Genomic DNA, 20,469 nt, shown 5'->3' on the forward strand with positions numbered 1-20,469 from the left:
GCGTGAAGAGGAACCAACGGTTGGTCATTCAGGTCATCGTTCTGCTGCTGCTCGTATGGGGGGCGGTGAGCGGGGTGCGGATGCTGGCCGGAACCCAGCGGGTGACGGCAGAAAAGGTGGCGAGGGAAATCGATGCGGCAAACTTCGACGACTGGTCGGAGCTGGACGACCTGCCGAAAAATGCCGAGGCGAAGGGCCGTGCCAAGATGATCACCGAGATCGCGGGAATGGTGAACGTGCTCGATTTCGCGGAGCGTGAGAAGGCGCGTGAGGAGCGGATCGGTGAGAATTTCTTCCGCAGGCTCGCCCCTCCGGAGAAAGAGAAATTCATCAATCTCACAATCGAAAAATCCATGGAGACCTTCATGAAGGCGCTCGATGCGCTGAATCCGGAGGAGAGGAGAAAGTTCGTGGAAGACGGGCTGCGTGAAATCGAGGACGGTCGCACCGAAGAGGAGATGAAACGCACCCGGGAGATGAGCGAGGATTTGCTCAAGCGCATCGCGGACGAGGGCATGAAGTCCTACTTTGAGAATGCCAGCGCAGACACCAAGATCGATCTCGCCCCCCTGATGGAGGCGATGGATGACGTGATGAAGGGAATGCGCGGGAGGGAATTCGGACCGCCACAATGAAGACTGCGGATTCACGAGGCTTGAGCGGCGGATTCACGCTCACCGAGATGCTGGTGGTGCTGGCAATCGTCGCGGCACTGGCGGGGATTTCGATTCCGCTGATCAAGTCGGGGCTTCGTTCGTCGCACAAAGCCGGCTGTCTTTCGAATCTCCAACAGATCGGAATCGGGCTGGAGGCCTACCTTCAGGATCATCACCAGCGGATGCCGGAACTGCTGGCCGGGAGGAAATCGCGCTCGGACGAAGGTCCGGTGTTAGAGACCCTCCTGCAGCCCTACCTGCGGTCGGAAGAAGTCTTTCACTGTCCGGCGGACTCGGAGGTCTTCAAGGCGAGCGGATCGAGCTACCTTTGGAACACCACCCAGAATGGACTGCCACGGACCAAGCTTTCATTCTTTGGCGAAGAAGGTGACCTTTCGAAAATCCCGCTGGTGATCGATAAGGAGTCGTGGCACGGCGGCGATGAGGCGGGGTCGAATTTTCTGTATGCGGACTATTCTGCCACCAATCGCCTGAAATTTTCGGTCTCTCCCTGATTTTCCGACCATGCTCGACGTCAAGAATCTCCACAAAAAGTTCGGCAAGAAGGCCGCGCTTGAGGACGTGTCGTTTCATGTCGACGAGGGCCAGATCTACGGGCTGCTCGGTCACAACGGAGCGGGAAAAAGCACCTCGCTGGGCATCATCCTCGGGATGGTGGAACCGGATCGGGGAGAGGCTTTCATCGATGGCGTCTCGGTTCAGAAAGCGCGCGCCAACGCGCTGCGCAACGTGGGTGCCATCTTCGAAAGTCCTTGTTTTTACGAATACCTGAGCGGATGGGAGAACTTGCGGATTCTGAGCAACTACTCGGGTCCCTTCAATAAGATGGCGACCGAGGAAATTGTCGGGCGGGTCGGCCTAACAGAGCGGATTGGATCGAAAGTCCGGACCTACTCCCATGGGATGCGTCAGCGGCTGGCGCTGGCGCAGTCGCTCTTGCCGATGCCGAAGGTGCTCTTGCTCGACGAGCCGACCGACGGTCTCGATCCGGAAGGCATCAAATGGTTCCGCGACTTCATTCTTGGACTGCGAAACGAGCGGGGGATGACGGTGGTTTTCAACTCGCACCTGCTGGCCGAGGTCGAGCAGATGTGCGATCGGGTGGCGATCCTGAAAGGTGGGAGGCGGGTCTTCGAAGGCAAGGTCTCGTCAATCGAAGGAGACGAGAGGCTTTACGATGTCGACCTCGAACCTTGGGATGAAGGCATGCATTTCCTGGCGCTCCAAGGCTGCCGGATGATTCGCAAGGGCAGGATCTCGATTCCGCAGGATGCGGACCCGGCGATTCTGGTGGCGGCACTTGTGGGGATCAGGGTGAGGGTCTCGGCATTCTCGCCGATTCGTCGCTCGCTGGAGGACCTTTACCTGGAGATCACTCGATGATGTTTTTACGACAACTCCGCGGCGAGCTCCGGAAGCTCTTTGCGCGACCACGGACCTACATGGGCTACGCGGCTTTTGTGCTGATGGAGGTAATCATTCTGACGGTTTTCAAAGTCACCAATGGAGGTGCCTACATGCGCAAGATGATCGAGCGCAATGGCTACGACTTTGATTTCTTTTTCAGCTCATTGTCACTGACCTTCATGGTGATGATCTGGAGCATGCTCCTGCTGGGCGCGATCTTCTTCGCGCTGGTGGCGGGTGATGTGGTGGCGAAGGAAACGGAGGATGGGAACCTGCGGCTGGTGCTTTCACGACCGATCAGCCGCTTCCGACTGCTGCTGGTCAAGTATGCGGCGGTGGCGCTCTACACCTTCAGCTTCGTGTTTTTTGTCGGCATCACCGGCTATCTGATGGCGGTGGCGGCGGTTGGTTGGGATGGCGGACTCTTCGTGATGGAGCCGAAGATGAAGGTCTTCGCCGTCTACAAAACCTGGGGTGAAGGCATGACGCGTCTGGTCATGGGCGCGACGGGGATCGGCATCAGCATGATCACGCTTTCGTCGATGGCCTTCATGTTTTCCTGCTTCAGGATCAAGCCGGCAGCGGCGACGATTCTGACCTTGGCGGTCCTGTTCGTGGACATGATTCTGCAGAACTTCCCCTTCTTCCGACCCTACGAAGACTACTTCATCACCTGGCGGATGAGCTGCTGGGTGTATCTCTTCGAATACGACATCGATTGGTGGAAGATACTCGATGCCTACACCTTTCTCGGTGGCCTGAACGTGACCTTTTTCATGATCGGCCTGCTGTCGTTCCAGACGAGGGATTTCAAGACTTAGGAACGAACGCTGACTCCAGCCGGCGATGCTTTTCAGTCCCGTCGGGACCCTTCATGATGTCCGTGGGTTTTCAACCCATGGGATAGGATGCGAAAGCACCCCCCGGCGTCACGCCGTGACGCATCATGAGCGGGGAGTTTCGTGGACGGATGACGGAAGGCGGCGGGCGAATCATTTTGGCAAATCGGGCGCGAGGGTTCAGCGTGGCGTCGATGCGCGAGGACACGCGACGATGGATCGAGGCCGACAAGCGGCACGGCTGGCACCCTTTCACGCCGCAAGAGGCATGGACGGATGATGGACACGAGCCCTTGGTGCTGGTGCGCGGTGAAGGCGCGTGGCTGGGGGACTCGGAGGGTCGGAAGTACTTCGATGGGAACTCTTCCATCTGGACGAACATCCACGGCCACAATCATCCGGCGCTGAATGCGGCGCTGCGGAAGCAGGCGGAGGAAGTCGCGCATACCTCGTATCTCGGATTTGCAAACCCGCGGGCGAGCGAGTTGGCGGAGAAACTGGTGTCCCTTGTTCCGTCGCGGACGCTGGAGCGGGTGTTCTTTTCCGACAACGGATCGACGGCGGTGGAGGTGGCGATGAAGATGTCGCTGCAGTACTGGATGCAGAGTGGCGAGCCGACGAGAGATCGCTTCGTAGCCTTCGCGAATGGCTACCATGGCGACACCATGGGCGCGGCTTCGCTCGGTGGGGTGTCGCGCTTCTTCGAGCGTTTCAGGAAGTTTGGAGTGGAGGTGGATTTCGTGGAATCACTGGATGAGCTTGCGAAGCTCGATGCCGGGAAGATCGCGGCGGTGATGGTGGAGCCGCTGATTCAGGGGGTGAATGAGATGCGTCCCTGGCCGGAAGGGATGCTGAGGAATTTGCGGACAGCCTGCGATGACGCCGGGATGCATCTGATCCTGGATGAAGTCATGACCGGCTTTGGTCGGACCGGCACGATGTTTGCCTGTGAGCAGGAATCGGTGGTGCCGGATTTTCTGTGTCTGGCGAAAGGGCTAACGGGTGGCTACATGCCGATGGCGGCGACCATGACGACCGCGAAAGTTTACGAGGCTTTTCTCGGTGCTGCGGAAAACGCGTTCTACTATGGACATAGTTACACGGCGAATCCGCTCGGCTGTGCGCTGGCGCTGGCGAGTCTGGAGCTCTTTGAAAGCGAACGGACTCTCGAAAGGCTGAAGCCGAAGATCGCAGCGATGGGGGAGTTGCTGGTGGCGCTGAAGGAGAAGCAGCCGATGGTTCATGAAGTCCGGCAATGTGGATTCGTCGCCGGGATCGAGCTGCGCCAACTCGATGGCTCACCGTTTTCTCCGAGTGAGAAGATGGGAGAGAAAGTCTGCGTGGCGGCGAGGGAACACGGGCTGCTCACCCGGCCGATCCGCGATACAATCGTAATGATGCCGCCGCTTTGTGCGGAAGTGGGGGACTTGGAGAAAGCGTTTGAGGCGCTTCGGCGAGCGCTAGCTTCGGGAGTGTCTCTCCTGGGTAAATAAAGGAGTTACCTGCTTCGCCAGAGGCTACGAAGGCCAAGCCAAACTCCTTCTCCATTTTCACTCCTCGTCCTGCATCTGGGACTTGAGGTCGGCGATGATCAGGTCGGAGACGTAGCGGCAGGTGAGGGCGAAGTCTTTGCGAAGCAGATCGTTGTCGGCTTTGTATTTTTCGAGGTTTCGGGCCGGGAGTTGGTCGTTGTGCGGGGAGCTCCCGTAGTGGGATTCCCAGAGGATTCGTCCGCCCGTGTCCGCCAGCGTTGCCTGGACTTCGAGTTCAAACCGCATCTCTTCTCCCGCGGGCATCGATGGAACCAGCCCGAGCTCCGTGATGGTCAGGGTGAACTCGGATTTCTGACCGGAGTCGACGACGCTGGCCACCTTGTTGCGGCGGAGTGACTTGATGAACTCATCGCGAAGGATAAGGGACCCTTTGTCGGCTCTCTCACCGAGTTCGGGGTCATGGGTGCTTTGTTCATTCAAATTGAGGCCTTCAACAATCGGCGCGGCAAGCAAGGCGCCGACAAGCTCGAATGTCGCGCCGACCCCCTCAGCATCGGCTCCTTCGGTGTCGGCGAATTCAATCGCTTCAGGCACTCCGACTTCGTTCTTTACCCGCGTGGGAGAGACGAGCGAGCGGTCGGAGGGCTTGAGCCTGACCGTGTTGGAACACGAGGTGGCCAAAATGGTGACGAGGGCGACGATGGGAAGAAGGACTTTCATGGGTGGAGGTGACAGCACTGACGAAATGCCAGTGGCCGGGAGATGACAAGGTTCATTCCGATCCATTGAGCCCGAATGGGGATTGCTGGACCGGGCGTTTGCTTGTTAAAGATGGGGCAATGAATACGCCGCCACCTCCACCGCAACAGGGTCACGTCTCACCTCGCAAAGGCCTACACCCACTCGCCTGGGTCGGGATTGGCTGCGGTGGCTTGACGGTTCTGGCAATCATCGCAGGGGCCTTCCTATTCGGCGCGGGGAAGCGGATGTTTGATCAGGCGATGGAAGATTTCGCCAAGAATCCGGCGAAGGTGGTGGCCGAACAAGTTGTCAAAGCGAACCCGGACCTCGAGATGCTTTATGAAGATGACGAGAAAGGTGAGATGACAATCCGCAACACTGCCACGGGTGAAGAGACGACGATCTCCTATGATGATCTGGCGAAGGGAAAGCTGACGATCAAAGGTGAGGATGGCTCGGTGACCCAATTGGGCTCGGCGGATATTTCGGTGATTCCGTCTTGGGTGCCGACTTATGCAGCGATGTCGGATGCCACGCTTCCCTACCATCAGGACAAGTCAGGGGAAATCCACGGAATGCTCAGTTTCAACACCAGTGATTCGCCCGCCGATGTCATCGCGTTTTACGAAGGAGAATTGGATGGGGCGTCGCAGTCGAGCTCGGCAGTGAACCTCGGTTCCATGGAGCATTCTTCGAAGACCTTTCGCGATGGGAAGAAGACTCTAACAGTCTCCGCGCAGAAGACATCGGCGGATCCGACGCAGGTTCAGGTCACTTATCAGGAGATGCCGTGAGCACGCGGAAGCTATCGTTGCGAAACGGGTAGGTAGAAGCCGGTGAAACGGTAGCGGATGAGGAGTTCCTTTTCGGTCAGTGTTTCATCGCCGACGAGGGGGTCGCCGACGTGGTAGCGATCTCCCTCTTTAGAAAGGATCGCGATGAAGTGACCTAAAGATCCGATGGTCACACCGACGAGGGCGGGGAACTCGGCATGTTCGTCGAAGCCCTTGGTTAAATTGAAATGAGCCTTGTAGCCACGAGCGCGAATGGCTCGGGCCAGATACCAGGCTTCCGTGCCTCCGACGTAGGAGTGGGCGTCGGCGGCGATCTCGGCTTCGGTGGTGGGCTTGCCGAGGTAGGTGAGGATCGTCGCGGTCGATGCGGCTCCGCAGGTGGAGGGGGTGCTTTGAAGGCAGACTTTGCCGTCCCATTTCTCGCTGAGGCTGCCTTCGGGGATCGGGCCGAAGATGGGCTTCAAAAGTGGAACAATCGAGAACGCGGCGACGCCGAAGAGCGGGATGACCAGCATGAGCCGATGAAGGAGAGAGGCGACAAGCCCGCCAGCGATGCCGATGAAAACAAAGAGCAGCTCGGTTCCGGGAATGCTGCGGAACTGATAGTAGCCCTCGGTTTCCGGAAAGATGTGGGCGTAGTAGGCGGCGAAACTTGCTCCGGGAATGGCGAGTAGGATTGCGATGAAGCTCAGAATGAGTCGTCGTTTGAGGGACTCCTTCTTTGCGTAACGATAGCTGAGCGCAAAGGCTACGAATGCCAGAATGGCCGAGATGATGCCGATCCCGTTGGGGTTCATGCGATGGATGACTCTAACATTTTGTTCCGGCGATGCACGAAAGCAATGGCGGCGGTGAGGGAGAGGAGCAGGCAGATGATCTGGTAGCCGGAGAGGCCGAGGAAGGGTTTTGGGGTGTCGCGGAGGAACTCGTGGGCGAAGCGGAAGAGGCCGTAGGCGATGAGGTAGAGGTGAAAGAGCTGGCCTTGAAAAAGTTGGCGGCGTTTGAGGGTGAAGAGGATGACGAGGGCGAGGAGTTGGAAGCCGATCTCGACGGGGATGGAGGGCCAGGTGAATCCGCAGACCTCGTTTCCCTGGCAACAACCGGCGTGGAGGCAGCCGATGCGACCAAGGGCGAGTGGGATGGGAATGAGGACGGCAAAGCGATCGCCGGTAATGCCTTGGTAGCCGACCACTCGCTTCATGATCTCGACGCCGGCCCAGCCGCCGGGGAGCGCGCCGGTGATGGATTTTCCTGATAGCCAGATCAACCAGCGCTCCGGGTGCTCGGTGTAAAGCCAGGCCTCGGAGAAAAGGAAGGCGATCTTGGCACCGAGGAAGGCCCCAACGAGTCCGCCGAAATAGATCAAGGGAAGGCTGGGGTCGTTCTTTGCCTGACGACTCCAGTAAACGACGCCGATTCCGATGCCAATCACCATCATGGCGAGGTAAACGGGCGATCCGGCGGGTTTGGGGAAGTCGGGCATTACAAAGCAGCGCAGATTGCGTAGGCGATGGCAAATAGGAGAGCAGGAACGACAAGGACTATCTGGGTGAGCATGTAGATGGCGAGATGAGTGCCGCTGCTTCTTTTCCCGATCCGGCAGGGAAGTGCTATCTGCGAGTCGAACCAGGCGCAGAAGCAAAATAAACCGATGCCGAGGACCGATAGGAAAGATCTTCCAATATAATAATTCACCAACCCTGATGCCGAGAGAAAGAGGCATAGTACTAAGATTCCCGTCGGAGCGAGCCAGAGAAGGAAACGAAGGATACCGAGCGCAGGGTTGGGCTGCAGCTCGATGGCTTGTCCGATGTCTGGCTCCTCTGGCTTGTCCTGATCGCCGTCACTCATGGTTTCGAAGTTTCGAGGTTTCCGTCATCAAAGTTTCCCTTGTTCAAGTAATGAACGACGTTGCGAATGACTCGCTTGTTTTTCATCAGGTAGGGATGAGTCACCGGTAGGACGAGATGGGTGGTGGTGTCGGGGAGTCGGGTGTGGGAGACGGCGACCTTTCCGTCGTCGGGTCCGGGGATCATGCAGGAGTTGATCCAGTTGATGGAGCATGATCCGGCGATGACGGCGTGATCGTGGCCGAGCGGTCCGAGCTGGTTGGGCAGGCTGTCGTCGTTGCTGCCGAGTTGGGTTCCGGCAGGACCATTGAGCGCCTTGAAGATTTTCCAATGACCGATCTTATCGACGACCTGCGAGCCCTGGCTCGGTGGACCGAGGAGGACGATGCGGCCGAGGTTGTGCAGGGTGTGGTCGGAAAGATATTGCCGCAAGACGATGCCGCCGAGCGAGTGGGTGACAAAGTGGATTTTGGTCGCGCCTTTGAGATCGGGCTGCGCAAGCTCCGGCGCGAGGTGTTCTTCCGCGAGGCGGACGACGGATTTTTTCCGTGTCGGGTAGGAAAGGTTGTGAACGGTGTAGCCGGCTTCTGTTAGGCTGCACTCCATTTTTGCCATGCTGCGGGTCGTCCGGCAGAGGCCATGAAGAAGCACGACGTGTTCGCCCTGACCAGCCGTAGGAGGGGCCGGGCTGGAATGGAGGAGCGCGGGGAAGATCCAGATGGCGATGGTTTTCAGAAATCTCATGAGGGAAGGGTGGAGGTGGCGACGGGTTTGTCAGGCGCGCAATCGGGAAAGCCGGAGTAGTAGCGGCAGAAGGAATCGAGTTTGCCATCGGGGCGGATGACGTGGGTGCAGCAGCGGTCGATGCGGTCTTCGTCCCAGGTCCAGGCGTCCATGAAGGGCTTGATGAAAAGACGGAAGGTATCCCGCTCGCGGAGTTCGTATTGCTTGAGGATGTCGCCGAGGTCAGTGTTGTCGCAGCCGCACTGGGCGAGGTCTTCGATGCGGTAGTGGACCTTGTCTTTGAGGAAACCCTGGACTTCGGAGAAGTTGATGAAGTCGGAAATGGAGCGGATGCCGAGCGGGGTTTTGAGCAGGTAGCCGATGGTCGCGCAGTTCGGATCGCCGCAGGGGAGCGGGGTGAAGTCGTCGAAGCTGAGACGCTTGTTCGATTGCCCGACGGCGCCGAGGATGATGTCGGCGGTGTTCAGGCGATGCCCCGGGGTGCTCGCGGTGCTGCGACCGGAGAGGAACATCGGTTGGAAGGAGACGCCGCGGCAATTGTCGTGGCTGATGCCCCACTCGATGGTCTCCCAGAGGTTCGGCAGGTTGTGCTCGTTGACGGTCATCGCCAGCGTGACCGGCAGGCCGATGCTTTGGCAGCGCTGCATCGCGAGCTGCTTCATTTTCCGCAGATCAGCGCCGCGCAGGTCGCGCTGGCCGGCTTCCTGTGGGCCATCGAATTGCAGGTAAAGCTGCAGATGACCGCGGGCGACCCGTTTCCCGAGTTGTTGGAGAAACTCGTCGTCTTTCGAAAGCCTCACGCCGTTGGTATTGATCAGCGCGTAGTCGATGCCGGGCTGTTCGTGGATCCAGTCGAGGAGTTCGAAGAAGTCGGGGTGAAGCGTCGGTTCGCCGCCGGAAAGTTGGAGGATCTCGATGTGTTGCTTCCGTTCTAACACCCCGCTGATGCGCTTCTTGAGTTCGGGAAGCCGGTGATATTTGAGTTTGGCATGAGTTCCGACAGGCGAGTCGGCGAAGCAGGTCGGGCAGGCGAGGTTGCAGGAGTCGACGATCTCGATCAGCGCGAGGCAGGTGGAGAGCTGCTCGATGGTGGCGTCTTTCCCGGCAAAGGCGTTCTTGCCGAGGGTTCCTGTGAGGCCGCTGGGGTCGGCCGAGCAGGCGCAGCCGGCACCGCAGCGGTTGTCATCGCTGCCTTGGGCGAGCCAGTAAAAGCGGGCATCGGATGAGATGACCGCGCTGGACTTCCCATGTTCCGGGCAAGTTCGCGAAAGCACGATGCGGTCGCTTCCATCGGCCTGACGCTCTTTCCAAACCCCGGCGGGCGCAGGCTGGTGGCAGGCCGGGCAGCGGGAAATGGTGTTCTTCAGCAGCTTGCGACGCGGGGTTTCGGAGGCGGGCATGGAGGAGAGAATGACAGAGGGGGCGCTGAGTGGAAAATCGAAGAAGCATGGGAATTCATCGATGAAATCAATGAAAGCCCTTGGCTTGGATCATCACCAGGCAGCCGACGAAGAAGGCGCAGAAGACGAGCACGGCCTGAAGAATCGGGTAGGCGAGGATGAGTAGGATGAGGCTCGGGCCGGCGAAGCGTTCGGCGATGCATTTCGAGAAAGCGACCCAGCAGATCAGGCTGGCCAGTCCAACGACGAGCATGCCGGCATTGAGAAAGTGTTCTTCCATCCGGCCGGAGCTTGCCGTGACGATCAGGACCATGAAGACAGAGGTCAGGCCCATTGGAAGCAGCAGGGTGAGCCAGAGCCTCCGGAGATTCATCTTTGGCGGAGCGACGGGCATGTCCGGAGGTGCTTGATCGGGCGGTGGCTGATTCATGATAAGTGATTGAAAACCATCGCGAGATTGATCCCATTCGAGGCGTGGTGGCGAGACGGAAATTGCGATTGGAATAGCCGATGATTTCCCCACTCGCACTTGTTGGCTGTTTGGCTATATTCGCCGCATGTCTACGCTTGCTGCTATTGATGGGGGTTTCATTGTCCTACTTCTTGTTCTCATTGTCCTCTCGGTCGTCATCCTGGTGATGGCGATGTTTTTCAAAACCTGGCTGCGGGCAAAGCTTTCGGACGCACCGGTTTCATGGGGCAGCCTGATCGGAATGCTGCTGCGGAAGGTGCCTTTCGGACGGATCGTCGATGCCCGGATCACTGCGGTGAAAGCCGGTCTGCCCCTGAGTTCCGAGCAACTCGAAGCCCACTACCTTTCCGGTGGTGATGTGGAAGACGTGGTGCTCGCGCTGATCGCCGCCGACAAGGCCGGCATCAATCTTCCGTTCGACCGCGCCTGTGCGATCGACCTCGCGGTGAAAGGCACGACCAAGACGGTGCTCGAAGCCGTCCGCACCTCGATCAACCCGAAGGTCATCGAGTGCCCGAACCCGGAAGCCGGCATCACCAAGATCACGGCGGTGGCGAAGGACGGCATCGCGGTCAACGTGCGCGCCCGCGTCACGGTCCGCACCAATCTCGACTCCTTCATCGGCGGTGCCACGGAAGAAACGGTGATCGCGCGTGTCGGCGAAGGCATCGTGACCTCGGTGGGCTCCGCCGAAAGCTACAAGGCGGTGCTCGAGAATCCGGACAGCATTTCCAAGCTGGTGCTGAGCAAAGGCGTGGACTCGTCGACGGCGTTTGAGATTCTTTCGATCGATATCGCGGATGTCGACGTGGCCGACAACGTCGGCGCCCGCCTCCAAACCGAGCAGGCGGAGGCCGACAAGCGCGTGGCTCAAGCAAGAGCGGAAATGCGTCGCGCTGCTGCGGTCGCGGTCGAACAGGAAATGTCCGCGAAGACCCAGGAGATGCGTGCCAAGGTGGTCGAGGCCGAAGCTGAAGTGCCGCTGGCGATCGCCGAGGCCTTCCGCTCGGGCAATCTCGGCGTGATGGATTACACCCGCTACAAGAACATCGTGGCGGACACCGACATGCGTTCATCCATCGCAAGCGACGAGGATTCGAACCCTGATCACGATGGCCAAGGATGATTCTCGCCTTTGACATTCAAGACCTGCCCGGGGAGGCCGTCACGGTCGTCCTGCTGCTGCTTTTCTCATTCGTCAGCTGGCTGAAATCGAAGTTCTTCGACAAGCCCGAAGAGCCGGAGCCCTTTGAGGATGAAGAGATGCGCGAAGTCATCTGGCGTCGTCAGATGGGTGAGGACTCCGAGGATACCCGGATGCCGTGGGAACCTCCCAAGGCACCGCCGACGATCCGATTCGACCCACCGAAACCCCCTCCGATCGCCCCGCCGGCATTGCCGACCCAGGTCCGGGAGGTCTCGAAGCGCGAGCGGGATCTGGCAAATGCCTTTGAGCGGTCGACTCGTCGCAAAGGGGGACGTCGCACCAGTCATCGACGGAAAATCGATGCCCTGCTCGCGTCTCCATCAGCCGCCAAGGACGCGATTCTTCTGATGGAAATCCTTGGTCCTCCGGTGGCCATCAAGCCCGAGCATCAACCCGAGAACTGAAGCGATGAAAGCCCTCTTCTTTCTGATTCTAACAGCGCTCTTCTGCTTGGCGGAGGAAGCCCCCGAGCAGCGTGTGTGGGGAAAGTCCGACGAGGTCAGCCTCACGGGCAAGGTGGTGGTGTTGCCGATCGGGCAGAAGGATCTGATCAACAAGCAGGCCTTCCGCTTCTGGCAGCGGATGCTCGAACGCGCGGTCGAAGAGGAGGCGCGTGCCGTGGTGCTGGAGCTCGATACTCCGGGCGGGCTGGCTTTCGATACGAAGGACATCATCACCGACGATTTCGGCAAATTGGAGATTCCCCTGATTGCCTGGGTCAAGCGGGAGGCTTTGAGTGCGGGGGCGTTGATTTCGTTTTCCGCAGACCGGATCTACATGGCACCCGGAACGATCATTGGATCGGCTGGCCTCATCAACAGCACCGGTGCGGAGATGGACAAGGTGCTCCGCGCCAAGCTGGAGAGTGCCTTTGAAGCCTCGTTGCGCCCTGTCGTGGAAAAGAAAGGCCACAACCTCGAAGTGCTGCGGGCGATGATGTTCATTGATGAAGACAAGGAACGGACCTTTGGCTCAGTGACCGTGCGCAAGAACGGTCTGCTCAATCTAACCGCCAAGGAGGCGGTCGAAGTCGTCGATGGGAAGCCGCTGCTTGCTGCCGGAATCGCCGAGAGTCTTGAGGAAGTGCTGAGGGCTGAGGGGATGGAGAATGCTGAAGTGATTCGGCCAAACCCAACGGGCTTCGAAAAGTTCGCGTGGTGGATCGCGGCGATCTCGCCGCTTCTCATCGCCGTGGGGATTGGAGCGGCGTATTTCGAGTTCAAAGCACCGGGCTTTGGCTTGTTCGGCTTTCTTTCCCTGGGCGTCTTCACCCTGTTTTTCTTCGGCAATAATGTCGCGGGAAACCTCGCGGGCTATGAACTGATGGCGGTGTTTCTCGTAGGGATGGTGCTGGTCGTTCTGGAAATCCTTGTAATCCCTGGCGGGATCGCGGGAATCATCGGCGGACTGATGGTGCTTGGTTCGCTGTGGTTTGCGATGGCGGACCGCGTCGAGTTCGAGCGACTGGATGAAGGTGAGGGAGTGGCCTCAAATCTTGGCAGCCTGCTGATCGGTCCGGGTCTGATGCTTGGGCTTGGCATTCTCGGTGCGATCGGGTTGATGCTGCTCTTCATGCGCTTCCTTCCCGATATTCCGCTGTTCCGTGGCCTGGTGGCGAAAGAAGCGCTGCCTTCCGGCCAAGGGGGAGCGCCGAAGCAGAGCTTTGTCGGAGCGATTGCCACCGCTCTAACCGATCTGCGCCCGACGGGAACGATCATGGTAGATGGCGTCAAAAAGGATGCCATCTCGAATCATGGGCTGATCGAGAAAGGGAGTCAGGTGAGGGTTCTCGAGGAAGGCATGACCTTCCATGTGGAGCCTGTGGAGGACGGTGAGGTTTGATGGGTGGTCCGAGGCATGCGGTGATTTCGGCTAGCGACTGAAGTCGCTGCTCCTTGTGGAAGGGCGAATGACGGTCGTTGCGGTCCAGGGGCCGGCATCGGGATGGAGCATCGCTTGCCAGTACCAAGCGGAGGCATCGGTGCAGGCGTCTCCATTCTCTGAAACGTAGCGCTCATGGACGAGCCAGCGCTTGCCGTCGCGAAGCGCGAGCGAGGCTCCCCACAGCTGGCCATCGGCATCGCGAAAGACCGCTTCGCTGTGCGTTTCGTAGCCGGCGGCGCGCAGGCAGTCGCTACTTGGATGCATCATGCGGGTGGCCTGATGGCTGCGTCTCATGATGACTTCCGCATCGCCCCAGCGGAACTTGGCGATCTCGCCGGGAAAGGAACGGGCGAAGCTTTGTTCCATCGGGCTCAGTGGCTGGGGAAGCAGGGAAACGCCGTCGAGCATCGTCGGCCATGTGGCGGCAGATCCGGGAGCCGGGCGGTGACGAACGAGGCTTGTTAGAAAAAGACCTGCGCCGACGAGAAGTATCCCGACAGAGACCTTCGCGATGTTCCGAGGTCCTTGCCACCAGGGTTTGAGGGACCATCGATTGCCTGCTTCGTTGAGCCGACCCGCGAAGCCGAAGACGGCGAGAAGCACCGCGCCATGGACGAGCAGGCCTGCGCCCGGATGGGCCCAGTCCGGCCACTCGACACGACCGGATTCAGGAAAGAAGACAATGGCTGCGCGGACTCCATTTCCAACGATCACACAAGCGAGTGCGACCGCGAGGAGCGCGAGCGTGCGCAGCCAGGACAGACGCATCCTCGCGGCGAGCACGGCGGCGACGAAGGATGATGTCCAAAGCATCCGAATGCCGGCACACGGAGGATCGATGCCGACGAGGCGATCGCCGTCAATCAGCATGACGCCTGACTTTTCCACCGGAATGCCGCCGAGCTTCAGGAGAAAGGTCGTGATCTCGGCGGCGATCAAACGCAGCGGGTAGCCGGCGTAAAAATCGAGTGAGGCGACCAAGGGTAGCGAAAGCACCAGCAGCGCGATGGTTCCCGCCTTGCCGCGCGGCATTTTCACCGAGAAGGCAATGGCGGCGATGGCCAGCAGGCCGATGAGCAGCGGGTAGTGAAGCACGCCGCCAAATTGGATGAAGGAGAGCAGGGCCGCGCTGACGAGCAATCGGCCGGGGAAGATCCCGATGCGGTCGCGTTTCCCGTAGCGGGTGGAGGTTGCCAGCATGAAGAGCGCGACCACTAAAGCGATCACTCCGAGCGGTTCGTCGGAGCCATCGCTGACGCGGCGGGCATACCAGCTCAGCAGTGGAAGCACCGAGATGCCGAAGGCAATCACCGCCGCGATCGGCAGTGCGCGGGCCAGAGGAGAGCGCTGCTCCAGAGGCACGCAGCATAGGGTTTGAGCATTCATCCCGGGATTGAAGATGGGGAACCACGGAATACACAGAAAACACGGAAAATTTGAGTTCCCTTTGGGCATCCTGGCTCTTCCCTGGATGCCATTTCCGTGCATTTAGTGCATTCCGTGGTGATTGTCTTAGCGTTCCATCGGATCTTTTCTACGAGATTTACCGTAGTTCAGTCTTTCTGGCGATGGCGGTGCATCAGCAGGCCGATGGCGGTGATCATGAGGAGACCCACTGCGCTTGGTTCGGGAACCGCACCGGTGGTGCCGGGGCTGCCGCCGCTGTTGCTGACCGTCACGTAGCTGCTTCCCACAGCCTGGTTGCTGACCCCTTTGGGGAGGGGAAGGGGTTGGGCGACGGTGGCGAGCTTGTCGAGGACTTCGCGCGGTGTTTCATCGACGCCGACGAAGGAGGTGTAGTCTGTTAGAAGACTGTAAGTCAGTCCGAGAGTGGTGATTTCCCGCTTGGTCTCATCCTTGGCGCCGGAGCCCCGCATGTGGGAATTGATCATCGAGCGGTCAGCCAAGCTCCGGACCTTCTCGCGCGCCCAGAGCGGACGAAGGGCGGGGTTTTTCATGCCTTTCGTGGCTTCGGTCGAGACGTCGAAGCTTGCTTCGTAAGGGCCGGCCCCGCCTTGACCGGTGATGATGATTCGTCCGCTGGCTCCGCCTTTCCACTTCCCAATCAGTTCGATCGGGCGGTCGGCGAAGACGTCGGGGAAGCTTTCAGGCTGCACGTCGACGGCTTCGAAGCCTTCGTAGCGCACCTTGATGTCGGTGAGCACCGGCGAGGCGATGTAGTCGCGGAAGCGGCTCGCGGTCTGGCTCGCTTCGCCGGGATGGAGGACGAAGAAGGGCTCGCCCATCCCGGCGCGGGCCATGCCTTCGATCAACCAGCGGTTGACCGAGCTGCCGATGCCGAAGGCGAAGAGATTCGCATTGCCAAGCTCGGATTGCACGAGGTCGAAGGTCTCGCGCTCGATGTTCACGAAGCCATCGGTCACCACGACGATGCTTCGTGAGGTGTCGTGGTCTTTGGGCAAGGCCATCGCGCGTTTTAATGCGGGAAGGAGCTCGGTGCTGCCACCTCCGCTGGCAAGACGGGTGAGATCGGTGCCGCGGGCGATGTTCTCGGGAGTCGCCTGGAGCGGGGTTTCCGAAAGAATGCGGCTGTCTCCGGCGAAGAGCAGGACGTTGAAGGTGTCGGTCTGGCGGATGCCACCTAACAGGTCACGCATCAGGAGCTTGGCGGTGTCCAGTGGGAAGCCGTTCATGCTGCCGCTGGTGTCGAGAATGAACACGTAGTCGCGGGCAGGGATTTGTTCAGGAAGGACACGTGCCGGCGGTTCGACGTTGAGAAGGAAGAAGTTATCATCTTCGCCTTCGTGAAGCAGCAGGCCGCTGGCGACCTGCGCGTCGGCCAGGCGGTAGCGCAGCACGAAATCGCGGTTTCCCGCTTCACCGCTGGGTGGCAGTGAAACGCTGGCCTGGTCCTTGGCGGTGAATTCGATGGTGGGTTGGTGGCTGGTGCAGGTCAGTGATTGCAGGGGCATGCCGCTTTGCACCTGCACTTCGGCGGCGAAGGTCGCGGGGCTGTCGACGCCTTCGCTGAGATGCGGGTTGCCGACCCATGTTTCGGTTTCGGCACCCTTGTTAGAATAGCGCGGTCCGACGACGGTGGGGTAGACGAATTCGTAAACGCGATCGGTGGCGGTGAGTTTCTCGCTGAAGTTCAGGGTCACCGTGACCTCGTCGCCGGGGAGGATGTTGGCGACGCTCATCTTGAAGACGTTCGGGCGTTCCTGATCGAGCAAGGAGGCCGTCTTGTTCTGGCTCTTGGCCTTTTCGTAAGTCGCCTTGGCTTGAGCCTTTTCCTGGATCTCCGCGATGATCACTCGCTCGCCGATTTTCATCTCCACGCCATGCACCGCCGCGCGGGTGCTGGCGGGGAAAACGTAGGTCGCCTCGATGGGCGTGCTGCCGGTGTTGGAGTAGGTTTGCTCAACTTGGACCTGGGCGATGACGCCGGAGATGGTCGCTTTGACGTCCGTCGACTTGAGGGGGAATTGCTCGGTGGTTTTCCCGTCGCCGGAGATCTCGAAATGCGGGGCGTGGGTTTGGTCATCGTCGCCGTCCGGGTGCGGCTGCGGGAGGGCGAAGGAGAGTCCTGTGCTCAGGAAAGAGAGGGTGACGGCATGGAGGATCGTTGGCGTTTGCATGGCGGTGATTCGTTTGGTCAGAACGAAGCTTCGCCATGGGCGTGAACGCTGGATGAACCGATGGTGAAAACTGGGTGGGTTTTGGGTGGTAAATGAAACCCGCTCACCGAGGTGAGCGTGGGCAAGGAGCGGGCATTTTTAATCCCCGAGGGTGAGTGAGTTGATCGCTTTCGAGAGGTTTTGGCTGCCGGGGTTTCTCGGCCCGGGCTCCGTCGGGGATTGCAAATCCCCGCTCCTTGGGCGGGACTCAGCTAATCAGTGGGCCGAGCACGAGGGCGACGACGGAGACGAGCTTGAGCAGCACGTTGAGCGATGGGCCGGCGGTGTCCTTGAAGGGGTCGCCGACGGTGTCACCGACAACGGCGGCCTTATGAGCCTCGGAGCCTTTGCCGTGCTTTACTCCGTCGACTTCGATGCCTTCCTCGATCATCTTCTTGGCGTTGTCCCAGGCACCGCCGGCATTGGCTTGGAAGATCGCCATCAGGACGCCGGAGACGGTCACGCCGGCAAGCAGACCACCGAGCGCTTCGGCACCTTGGCCAGTAATGTACTTGAAACCGAAGCCAACAATCACGGGAGCCAGCACGGCGAGCAGGCCGGGCAGAACCATTTCCTTGATCGCGGCCTGAGTGGAAATGGCGACGCATTTGCCGTACTCGGCTTTGCCATCGGCGGCTTCGAAGGTCTGCTGATCTTCAGCGCTCCACAGGTCCTGATCGACTCCCTCGTTCTTCCGCATCACATCGAGGGCGGCGCGCAGCTCGGGGATGTTGGCGAACTGGCGTCGCACTTCCTGGATCATCGCCATCGCGGCGCGGCCAACGGCATCCATGGCCATCGCCGAGAAAAGGAAGGGCAGCATGCCGCCGACGAAGAGCATCGCCATCACGGAGGCTTTCGAAATATCGATCGTCTGAAGTCCGGTGACGGCCATGAAGGCGCTGAACAGCGCAAGGGCTGTTAGAGCGGCGGAGGCGATCGCGAAGCCTTTGCCGATGGCGGCGGTGGTGTTGCCGACGGCGTCGAGCTTGTCGGTGCGCTGGCGCACTTCCTTCGGCAGGCGCGACATTTCGGCGATGCCGCCGGCGTTGTCGGAGATCGGGCCATAAGCATCGACAGCGAGCTGGATGCCGGTGTTGGCGAGCATGCCGACGGCAGCAATGGCGATGCCGTAAAGTCCGGCGACTTCGTAAGCGGTGATGATCGCGGTGGCGAGGATCAGGATCGGGATGGCGGTCGAGCGCATGCCGACGCCGAGTCCGGCGATGATGTTGGTGGCCGATCCTGTGACCGATTGCCTGGCGATCAGGATGACCGGCTTCTTGCCCGTGCCGGTGTAGTATTCCGTGACCAATCCGATCGCGACCCCGGCGACGAGGCCGGCGATGGCAGCCCAGAAGACACCATGGGCGGTGAAGGTTTTCCCGGCGATCTCCCATTGAGCAGGGAGGAGCCCATTGATCAGGAACCAGCTTGCGACAAGCAGTAGCCCGGCGGCGACGAATTCGCCCATGTTCAGCGCGGACTGCGGATTGCCACCTTCGCGGACTCTAACAAAGAAGGTGCCGACGATCGAAACGACGATGCCCGCCGCGGCGATCAGCATCGGCAGGATGACCGCGGAAAGCGGGCCGAAGGGCAGATCGGCGAACTCGGGCAGGGCGAACATGGTGGCGCCGATGACCATCGTGCCGATCAGCGCGCCGATGTAGGACTCAAAAAGGTCGGCTCCCATGCCGGCGACGTCGCCCACGTTGTCGCCGACATTGTCCGCGATGGTGGCGGGGTTGAGCGGGTGGTCTTCGGGGATGCCGGCTTCCACTTTTCCGACGAGGTCGGCACCGACGTCGGCCGCCTTCGTGTAAATGCCGCCCCCCACGCGGGCGAAAAGCGCGATCGATGAGGCCCCGAAGGAAAAGCCGGTGAGCACGGTGATCACTTTCGAGACTTCCTCGGCAGTGGATATTCCGAAGATCTTCGTGTAGACGAGAAATAGTCCGCTGAGGCCCACCAGTCCGAGTCCGACGACACCCATACCCATCACCGATCCCCCGTTGAAAGCGACTTTGAGGGCGTGATTGAGGCCGCTGCGGGCGGCGTGGGTGGTGCGCACATTGGCCTTTGTCGCGACCCGCATGCCGATGAATCCGGCGAGCGCCGAGCAGATGGCACCGGCGACAAACGAGACGGCGACGACCGGGCTTGAGGCCTCCGCCGATGATCCCTGCCAGGCGAGCAGCGCGGCGACGATCAGCACAAACCAGGCGAGCACCTTGTATTCCGCTTTCAGGAAGGCCATCGCGCCCTCGCTAATGAAGCCGCCAATGCGCTTCATGAGCTCAGTCCCGGCGTCCTGATTGGCGACCCAGCGCGACTGGATGAAGGTGTAAAGAAGCGCCAGAATCCCGGCGGCAGGCAGCAGGTAAACGAGGTTGTTCATGGGTGCTTGGATTTTTCTGCGGAAGCAATCTAACCGACTACAACTGAAGCATTCTGCACAATCATCACGAGAGTGCCAGTTCTGTTTCGGGTGGAACGCTGGTCTCGCAGGGAAACGGTTTGAGCCGCTTCGGAATCGTGGTATGAGGTGGCTCCGCCTTCGGGCGATTCCATGATCGTCATTCTATCCTATTTGAGTCTGCTGTTGTTGCTTGCGCTGAGTGCCTGGATCGTCTGGATCCGCGGCCGGGGAGCACTGGGTTTCTGGATCCGGCCATTGACTCGAAAGGAGTCATGGGCGGTGGGCGTGGAGCTGGGTGGTGACGACCCGGTCGAGAACGATTCCGCTAGCTTGGCCGAGGTGGTGGCATTGGTCCGGACGCTGGACCGCGAAAGTGGCCATGTGGTGCGGCAGTGGGATCGGGAAAAGGGAACGCGATTCATCGGGCTGATGCTATCCCAGGCACCCGAGGAATCTCCGAGGGATCCCTACGAACTTCGCCATTTCCCCTCGACGCCGGTATTGAGACTCTCCGGCAGATCCAACGTCGATGGTGTCACACCCAGCACGGCGGCGAAAGGCTACTTGGATGAGCATGGTCTGGAGGCGGATCTGGCACGCCCTTTCCGCATCTCCGGACAGTCCTTTTCCCAATACGAGTGGGAAATCCTCGGGCAAAAGGAAGTGGCTTATCCGGTCGAACCGGTCTCGGAACGGATGTTCCAAATGCGGGACATCGTGCTCTATCCGCTGATCCTCACCTTGTACTCGATCGCCTTGATCGGCACGGGAAGTGGCGGGCTCTTTGCCGCAGGCTTGCTGATCCTGATTTTCCTCTCAGGCGCCTGCAAGTTCGTCTTCGTGCACCAGCGGGAGGACGAATCACAGGAGAGTCACTTGCAGAATTACTGAAAACCACCGC

Annotated in this window: 20 protein-coding genes; 10 read left to right on the forward strand and 10 right to left on the reverse strand. The window is 59.9% G+C overall.

Annotation, left to right across the window (positions count from 1 at the left end; all coding sequences use genetic code 11):
- Positions 1-2: 2 nt before the first annotated feature.
- From ACFQY0_RS13225 to bioA, 5 genes are all read left to right on the forward strand, one after another.
- A complete protein-coding gene (locus tag ACFQY0_RS13225) occupies positions 3-635 on the forward strand; it encodes a BAR domain-containing protein (RefSeq protein ID WP_379713135.1) in 633 nt (210 codons plus the stop codon).
- On the forward strand, positions 632-1,171 hold the full coding sequence (locus ACFQY0_RS13230) for a type II secretion system protein (protein ID WP_379713137.1): 540 nt from the start codon (positions 632-634) through the stop codon (positions 1,169-1,171). The genes ACFQY0_RS13225 and ACFQY0_RS13230 overlap by 4 nt, the downstream gene beginning before the upstream one ends.
- 10 nt (positions 1,172-1,181) lie before the next feature.
- Entirely contained in the window at positions 1,182-2,060 is an 879-nt protein-coding gene (locus ACFQY0_RS13235) for an ABC transporter ATP-binding protein (protein WP_379713139.1), read from the forward strand.
- Positions 2,057-2,905 carry an ABC transporter permease gene (locus tag ACFQY0_RS13240; protein WP_379713141.1) on the forward strand — a complete coding sequence of 283 codons (849 nt, stop codon included), beginning with the start codon at positions 2,057-2,059 and terminating at the stop codon, positions 2,903-2,905. Before ACFQY0_RS13235 ends, ACFQY0_RS13240 begins: the two co-directional genes overlap by 4 nt.
- A 125-nt stretch (positions 2,906-3,030) precedes the next feature.
- Positions 3,031-4,416: an adenosylmethionine--8-amino-7-oxononanoate transaminase gene (bioA, locus tag ACFQY0_RS13245; protein ID WP_379713143.1), complete on the forward strand. Its 1,386-nt coding sequence runs from the start codon at positions 3,031-3,033 to the stop codon at positions 4,414-4,416.
- A gap of 57 nt (positions 4,417-4,473) precedes the next feature.
- On the opposite strand, the gene ACFQY0_RS13250 is transcribed toward bioA, so the two are convergent.
- Positions 4,474-5,136 (reverse strand): hypothetical protein, encoded by a 663-nt coding sequence (locus tag ACFQY0_RS13250; RefSeq protein ID WP_379713145.1) that lies wholly within the window; start codon positions 5,134-5,136, stop codon positions 4,474-4,476.
- A gap of 119 nt (positions 5,137-5,255) precedes the next feature.
- Between ACFQY0_RS13250 and ACFQY0_RS13255 the strand changes: the two genes are divergently transcribed.
- A complete protein-coding gene (locus ACFQY0_RS13255; RefSeq protein ID WP_379713147.1) occupies positions 5,256-5,951 on the forward strand; it encodes a hypothetical protein in 696 nt (231 codons plus the stop codon).
- A gap of 11 nt (positions 5,952-5,962) precedes the next feature.
- Here ACFQY0_RS13255 and ACFQY0_RS13260 read toward each other — a convergent pair whose 3' ends face one another.
- The 6 genes from ACFQY0_RS13260 to ACFQY0_RS13285 all read right to left on the reverse strand — a co-directional run bounded on the left by ACFQY0_RS13260 (position 5,963) and on the right by ACFQY0_RS13285 (position 10,375).
- Positions 5,963-6,748 (reverse strand): cysteine peptidase family C39 domain-containing protein, encoded by a 786-nt coding sequence (locus ACFQY0_RS13260; RefSeq protein ID WP_379713149.1) that lies wholly within the window; start codon positions 6,746-6,748, stop codon positions 5,963-5,965.
- Entirely contained in the window at positions 6,745-7,434 is a 690-nt protein-coding gene (locus tag ACFQY0_RS13265; protein ID WP_379713151.1) for a prolipoprotein diacylglyceryl transferase, read from the reverse strand. Before ACFQY0_RS13265 ends, ACFQY0_RS13260 begins: the two co-directional genes overlap by 4 nt.
- Positions 7,434-7,802 (reverse strand): hypothetical protein, encoded by a 369-nt coding sequence (locus tag ACFQY0_RS13270; protein ID WP_379713153.1) that lies wholly within the window; start codon positions 7,800-7,802, stop codon positions 7,434-7,436. The genes ACFQY0_RS13265 and ACFQY0_RS13270 overlap by 1 nt, the downstream gene beginning before the upstream one ends.
- Positions 7,799-8,545 carry an esterase/lipase family protein gene (locus tag ACFQY0_RS13275; protein ID WP_379713155.1) on the reverse strand — a complete coding sequence of 249 codons (747 nt, stop codon included), beginning with the start codon at positions 8,543-8,545 and terminating at the stop codon, positions 7,799-7,801. The genes ACFQY0_RS13270 and ACFQY0_RS13275 overlap by 4 nt, the downstream gene beginning before the upstream one ends.
- Positions 8,542-9,945, reverse strand: a complete 1,404-nt coding sequence (locus tag ACFQY0_RS13280) for a radical SAM protein (RefSeq protein WP_379713157.1) — start codon at positions 9,943-9,945, stop codon at positions 8,542-8,544. Before ACFQY0_RS13280 ends, ACFQY0_RS13275 begins: the two co-directional genes overlap by 4 nt.
- Positions 9,946-10,012: 67 nt before the next feature.
- Entirely contained in the window at positions 10,013-10,375 is a 363-nt protein-coding gene (locus ACFQY0_RS13285; protein WP_379713159.1) for a hypothetical protein, read from the reverse strand.
- A gap of 127 nt (positions 10,376-10,502) precedes the next feature.
- Between ACFQY0_RS13285 and floA the strand changes: the two genes are divergently transcribed.
- From floA to ACFQY0_RS13300, 3 genes are read left to right on the forward strand one after another with little or no spacing between them, the layout of a single operon-like run.
- On the forward strand, positions 10,503-11,543 hold the full coding sequence (gene floA, locus ACFQY0_RS13290; protein WP_379713161.1) for a flotillin-like protein FloA: 1,041 nt from the start codon (positions 10,503-10,505) through the stop codon (positions 11,541-11,543).
- Positions 11,540-12,028, forward strand: a complete 489-nt coding sequence (locus tag ACFQY0_RS13295) for a hypothetical protein (protein ID WP_379713163.1) — start codon at positions 11,540-11,542, stop codon at positions 12,026-12,028. Before floA ends, ACFQY0_RS13295 begins: the two co-directional genes overlap by 4 nt.
- A gap of 4 nt (positions 12,029-12,032) precedes the next feature.
- Positions 12,033-13,466 carry an NfeD family protein gene (locus ACFQY0_RS13300; protein WP_379713165.1) on the forward strand — a complete coding sequence of 478 codons (1,434 nt, stop codon included), beginning with the start codon at positions 12,033-12,035 and terminating at the stop codon, positions 13,464-13,466.
- A 30-nt stretch (positions 13,467-13,496) separates the two neighbouring features.
- Here the strand turns inward: ACFQY0_RS13300 and ACFQY0_RS13305 are convergent, their stop codons facing one another.
- The 3 genes from ACFQY0_RS13305 to ACFQY0_RS13315 all read right to left on the reverse strand — a co-directional run bounded on the left by ACFQY0_RS13305 (position 13,497) and on the right by ACFQY0_RS13315 (position 19,547).
- Positions 13,497-14,894, reverse strand: a complete 1,398-nt coding sequence (locus ACFQY0_RS13305) for an exosortase/archaeosortase family protein (protein WP_379713167.1) — start codon at positions 14,892-14,894, stop codon at positions 13,497-13,499.
- A gap of 167 nt (positions 14,895-15,061) precedes the next feature.
- Positions 15,062-17,107, reverse strand: coding sequence for a VIT and vWA domain-containing protein (locus ACFQY0_RS13310; protein ID WP_379713169.1), 2,046 nt, complete (start codon positions 17,105-17,107; stop codon positions 15,062-15,064).
- Positions 17,108-17,354: 247 nt separating this feature from the next.
- Complete coding sequence (locus ACFQY0_RS13315) at positions 17,355-19,547, reverse strand: sodium-translocating pyrophosphatase (RefSeq protein ID WP_379713171.1); 2,193 nt, start codon at positions 19,545-19,547, stop codon at positions 17,355-17,357.
- Positions 19,548-19,718: 171 nt separating this feature from the next.
- On the opposite strand from ACFQY0_RS13315, the gene ACFQY0_RS13320 reads away from it, so the two are divergent.
- A complete protein-coding gene (locus tag ACFQY0_RS13320) occupies positions 19,719-20,459 on the forward strand; it encodes a hypothetical protein (RefSeq protein WP_379713173.1) in 741 nt (246 codons plus the stop codon).
- Positions 20,460-20,469: the final 10 nt, after the last annotated feature.

The organism is Haloferula chungangensis (assembly GCF_042664875.1).
GTDB classification, from domain to species: domain Bacteria; phylum Verrucomicrobiota; class Verrucomicrobiia; order Verrucomicrobiales; family Akkermansiaceae; genus Haloferula; species Haloferula chungangensis.

Excerpts from the sequence above, each read along its gene's own strand:
- ACFQY0_RS13230 (WP_379713137.1), top strand. The coding sequence starts at position 632 with ATGAAGACTGCGGATTCACGAGGCTTGAGCGGCGGATTCACGCTCACC.
- ACFQY0_RS13235 (WP_379713139.1), top strand. The coding sequence starts at position 1,182 with ATGCTCGACGTCAAGAATCTCCACAAAAAGTTCGGCAAGAAGGCCGCG.
- ACFQY0_RS13240 (WP_379713141.1), top strand. The coding sequence starts at position 2,057 with ATGATGTTTTTACGACAACTCCGCGGCGAGCTCCGGAAGCTCTTTGCG.
- bioA (WP_379713143.1), top strand. The coding sequence starts at position 3,031 with ATGAGCGGGGAGTTTCGTGGACGGATGACGGAAGGCGGCGGGCGAATC.
- ACFQY0_RS13250 (WP_379713145.1), bottom strand. The coding sequence starts at position 5,136 with ATGAAAGTCCTTCTTCCCATCGTCGCCCTCGTCACCATTTTGGCCACC.
- ACFQY0_RS13255 (WP_379713147.1), top strand. The coding sequence starts at position 5,256 with ATGAATACGCCGCCACCTCCACCGCAACAGGGTCACGTCTCACCTCGC.
- ACFQY0_RS13260 (WP_379713149.1), bottom strand. The coding sequence starts at position 6,748 with ATGAACCCCAACGGGATCGGCATCATCTCGGCCATTCTGGCATTCGTA.
- ACFQY0_RS13265 (WP_379713151.1), bottom strand. The coding sequence starts at position 7,434 with ATGCCCGACTTCCCCAAACCCGCCGGATCGCCCGTTTACCTCGCCATG.
- ACFQY0_RS13270 (WP_379713153.1), bottom strand. The coding sequence starts at position 7,802 with ATGAGTGACGGCGATCAGGACAAGCCAGAGGAGCCAGACATCGGACAA.
- ACFQY0_RS13275 (WP_379713155.1), bottom strand. The coding sequence starts at position 8,545 with ATGAGATTTCTGAAAACCATCGCCATCTGGATCTTCCCCGCGCTCCTC.
- ACFQY0_RS13280 (WP_379713157.1), bottom strand. The coding sequence starts at position 9,945 with ATGCCCGCCTCCGAAACCCCGCGTCGCAAGCTGCTGAAGAACACCATT.
- ACFQY0_RS13285 (WP_379713159.1), bottom strand. The coding sequence starts at position 10,375 with ATGAATCAGCCACCGCCCGATCAAGCACCTCCGGACATGCCCGTCGCT.
- floA (WP_379713161.1), top strand. The coding sequence starts at position 10,503 with ATGTCTACGCTTGCTGCTATTGATGGGGGTTTCATTGTCCTACTTCTT.
- ACFQY0_RS13295 (WP_379713163.1), top strand. The coding sequence starts at position 11,540 with ATGATTCTCGCCTTTGACATTCAAGACCTGCCCGGGGAGGCCGTCACG.
- ACFQY0_RS13300 (WP_379713165.1), top strand. The coding sequence starts at position 12,033 with ATGAAAGCCCTCTTCTTTCTGATTCTAACAGCGCTCTTCTGCTTGGCG.
- ACFQY0_RS13305 (WP_379713167.1), bottom strand. The coding sequence starts at position 14,894 with ATGAATGCTCAAACCCTATGCTGCGTGCCTCTGGAGCAGCGCTCTCCT.
- ACFQY0_RS13310 (WP_379713169.1), bottom strand. The coding sequence starts at position 17,107 with ATGCAAACGCCAACGATCCTCCATGCCGTCACCCTCTCTTTCCTGAGC.
- ACFQY0_RS13315 (WP_379713171.1), bottom strand. The coding sequence starts at position 19,547 with ATGAACAACCTCGTTTACCTGCTGCCTGCCGCCGGGATTCTGGCGCTT.
- ACFQY0_RS13320 (WP_379713173.1), top strand. The coding sequence starts at position 19,719 with ATGATCGTCATTCTATCCTATTTGAGTCTGCTGTTGTTGCTTGCGCTG.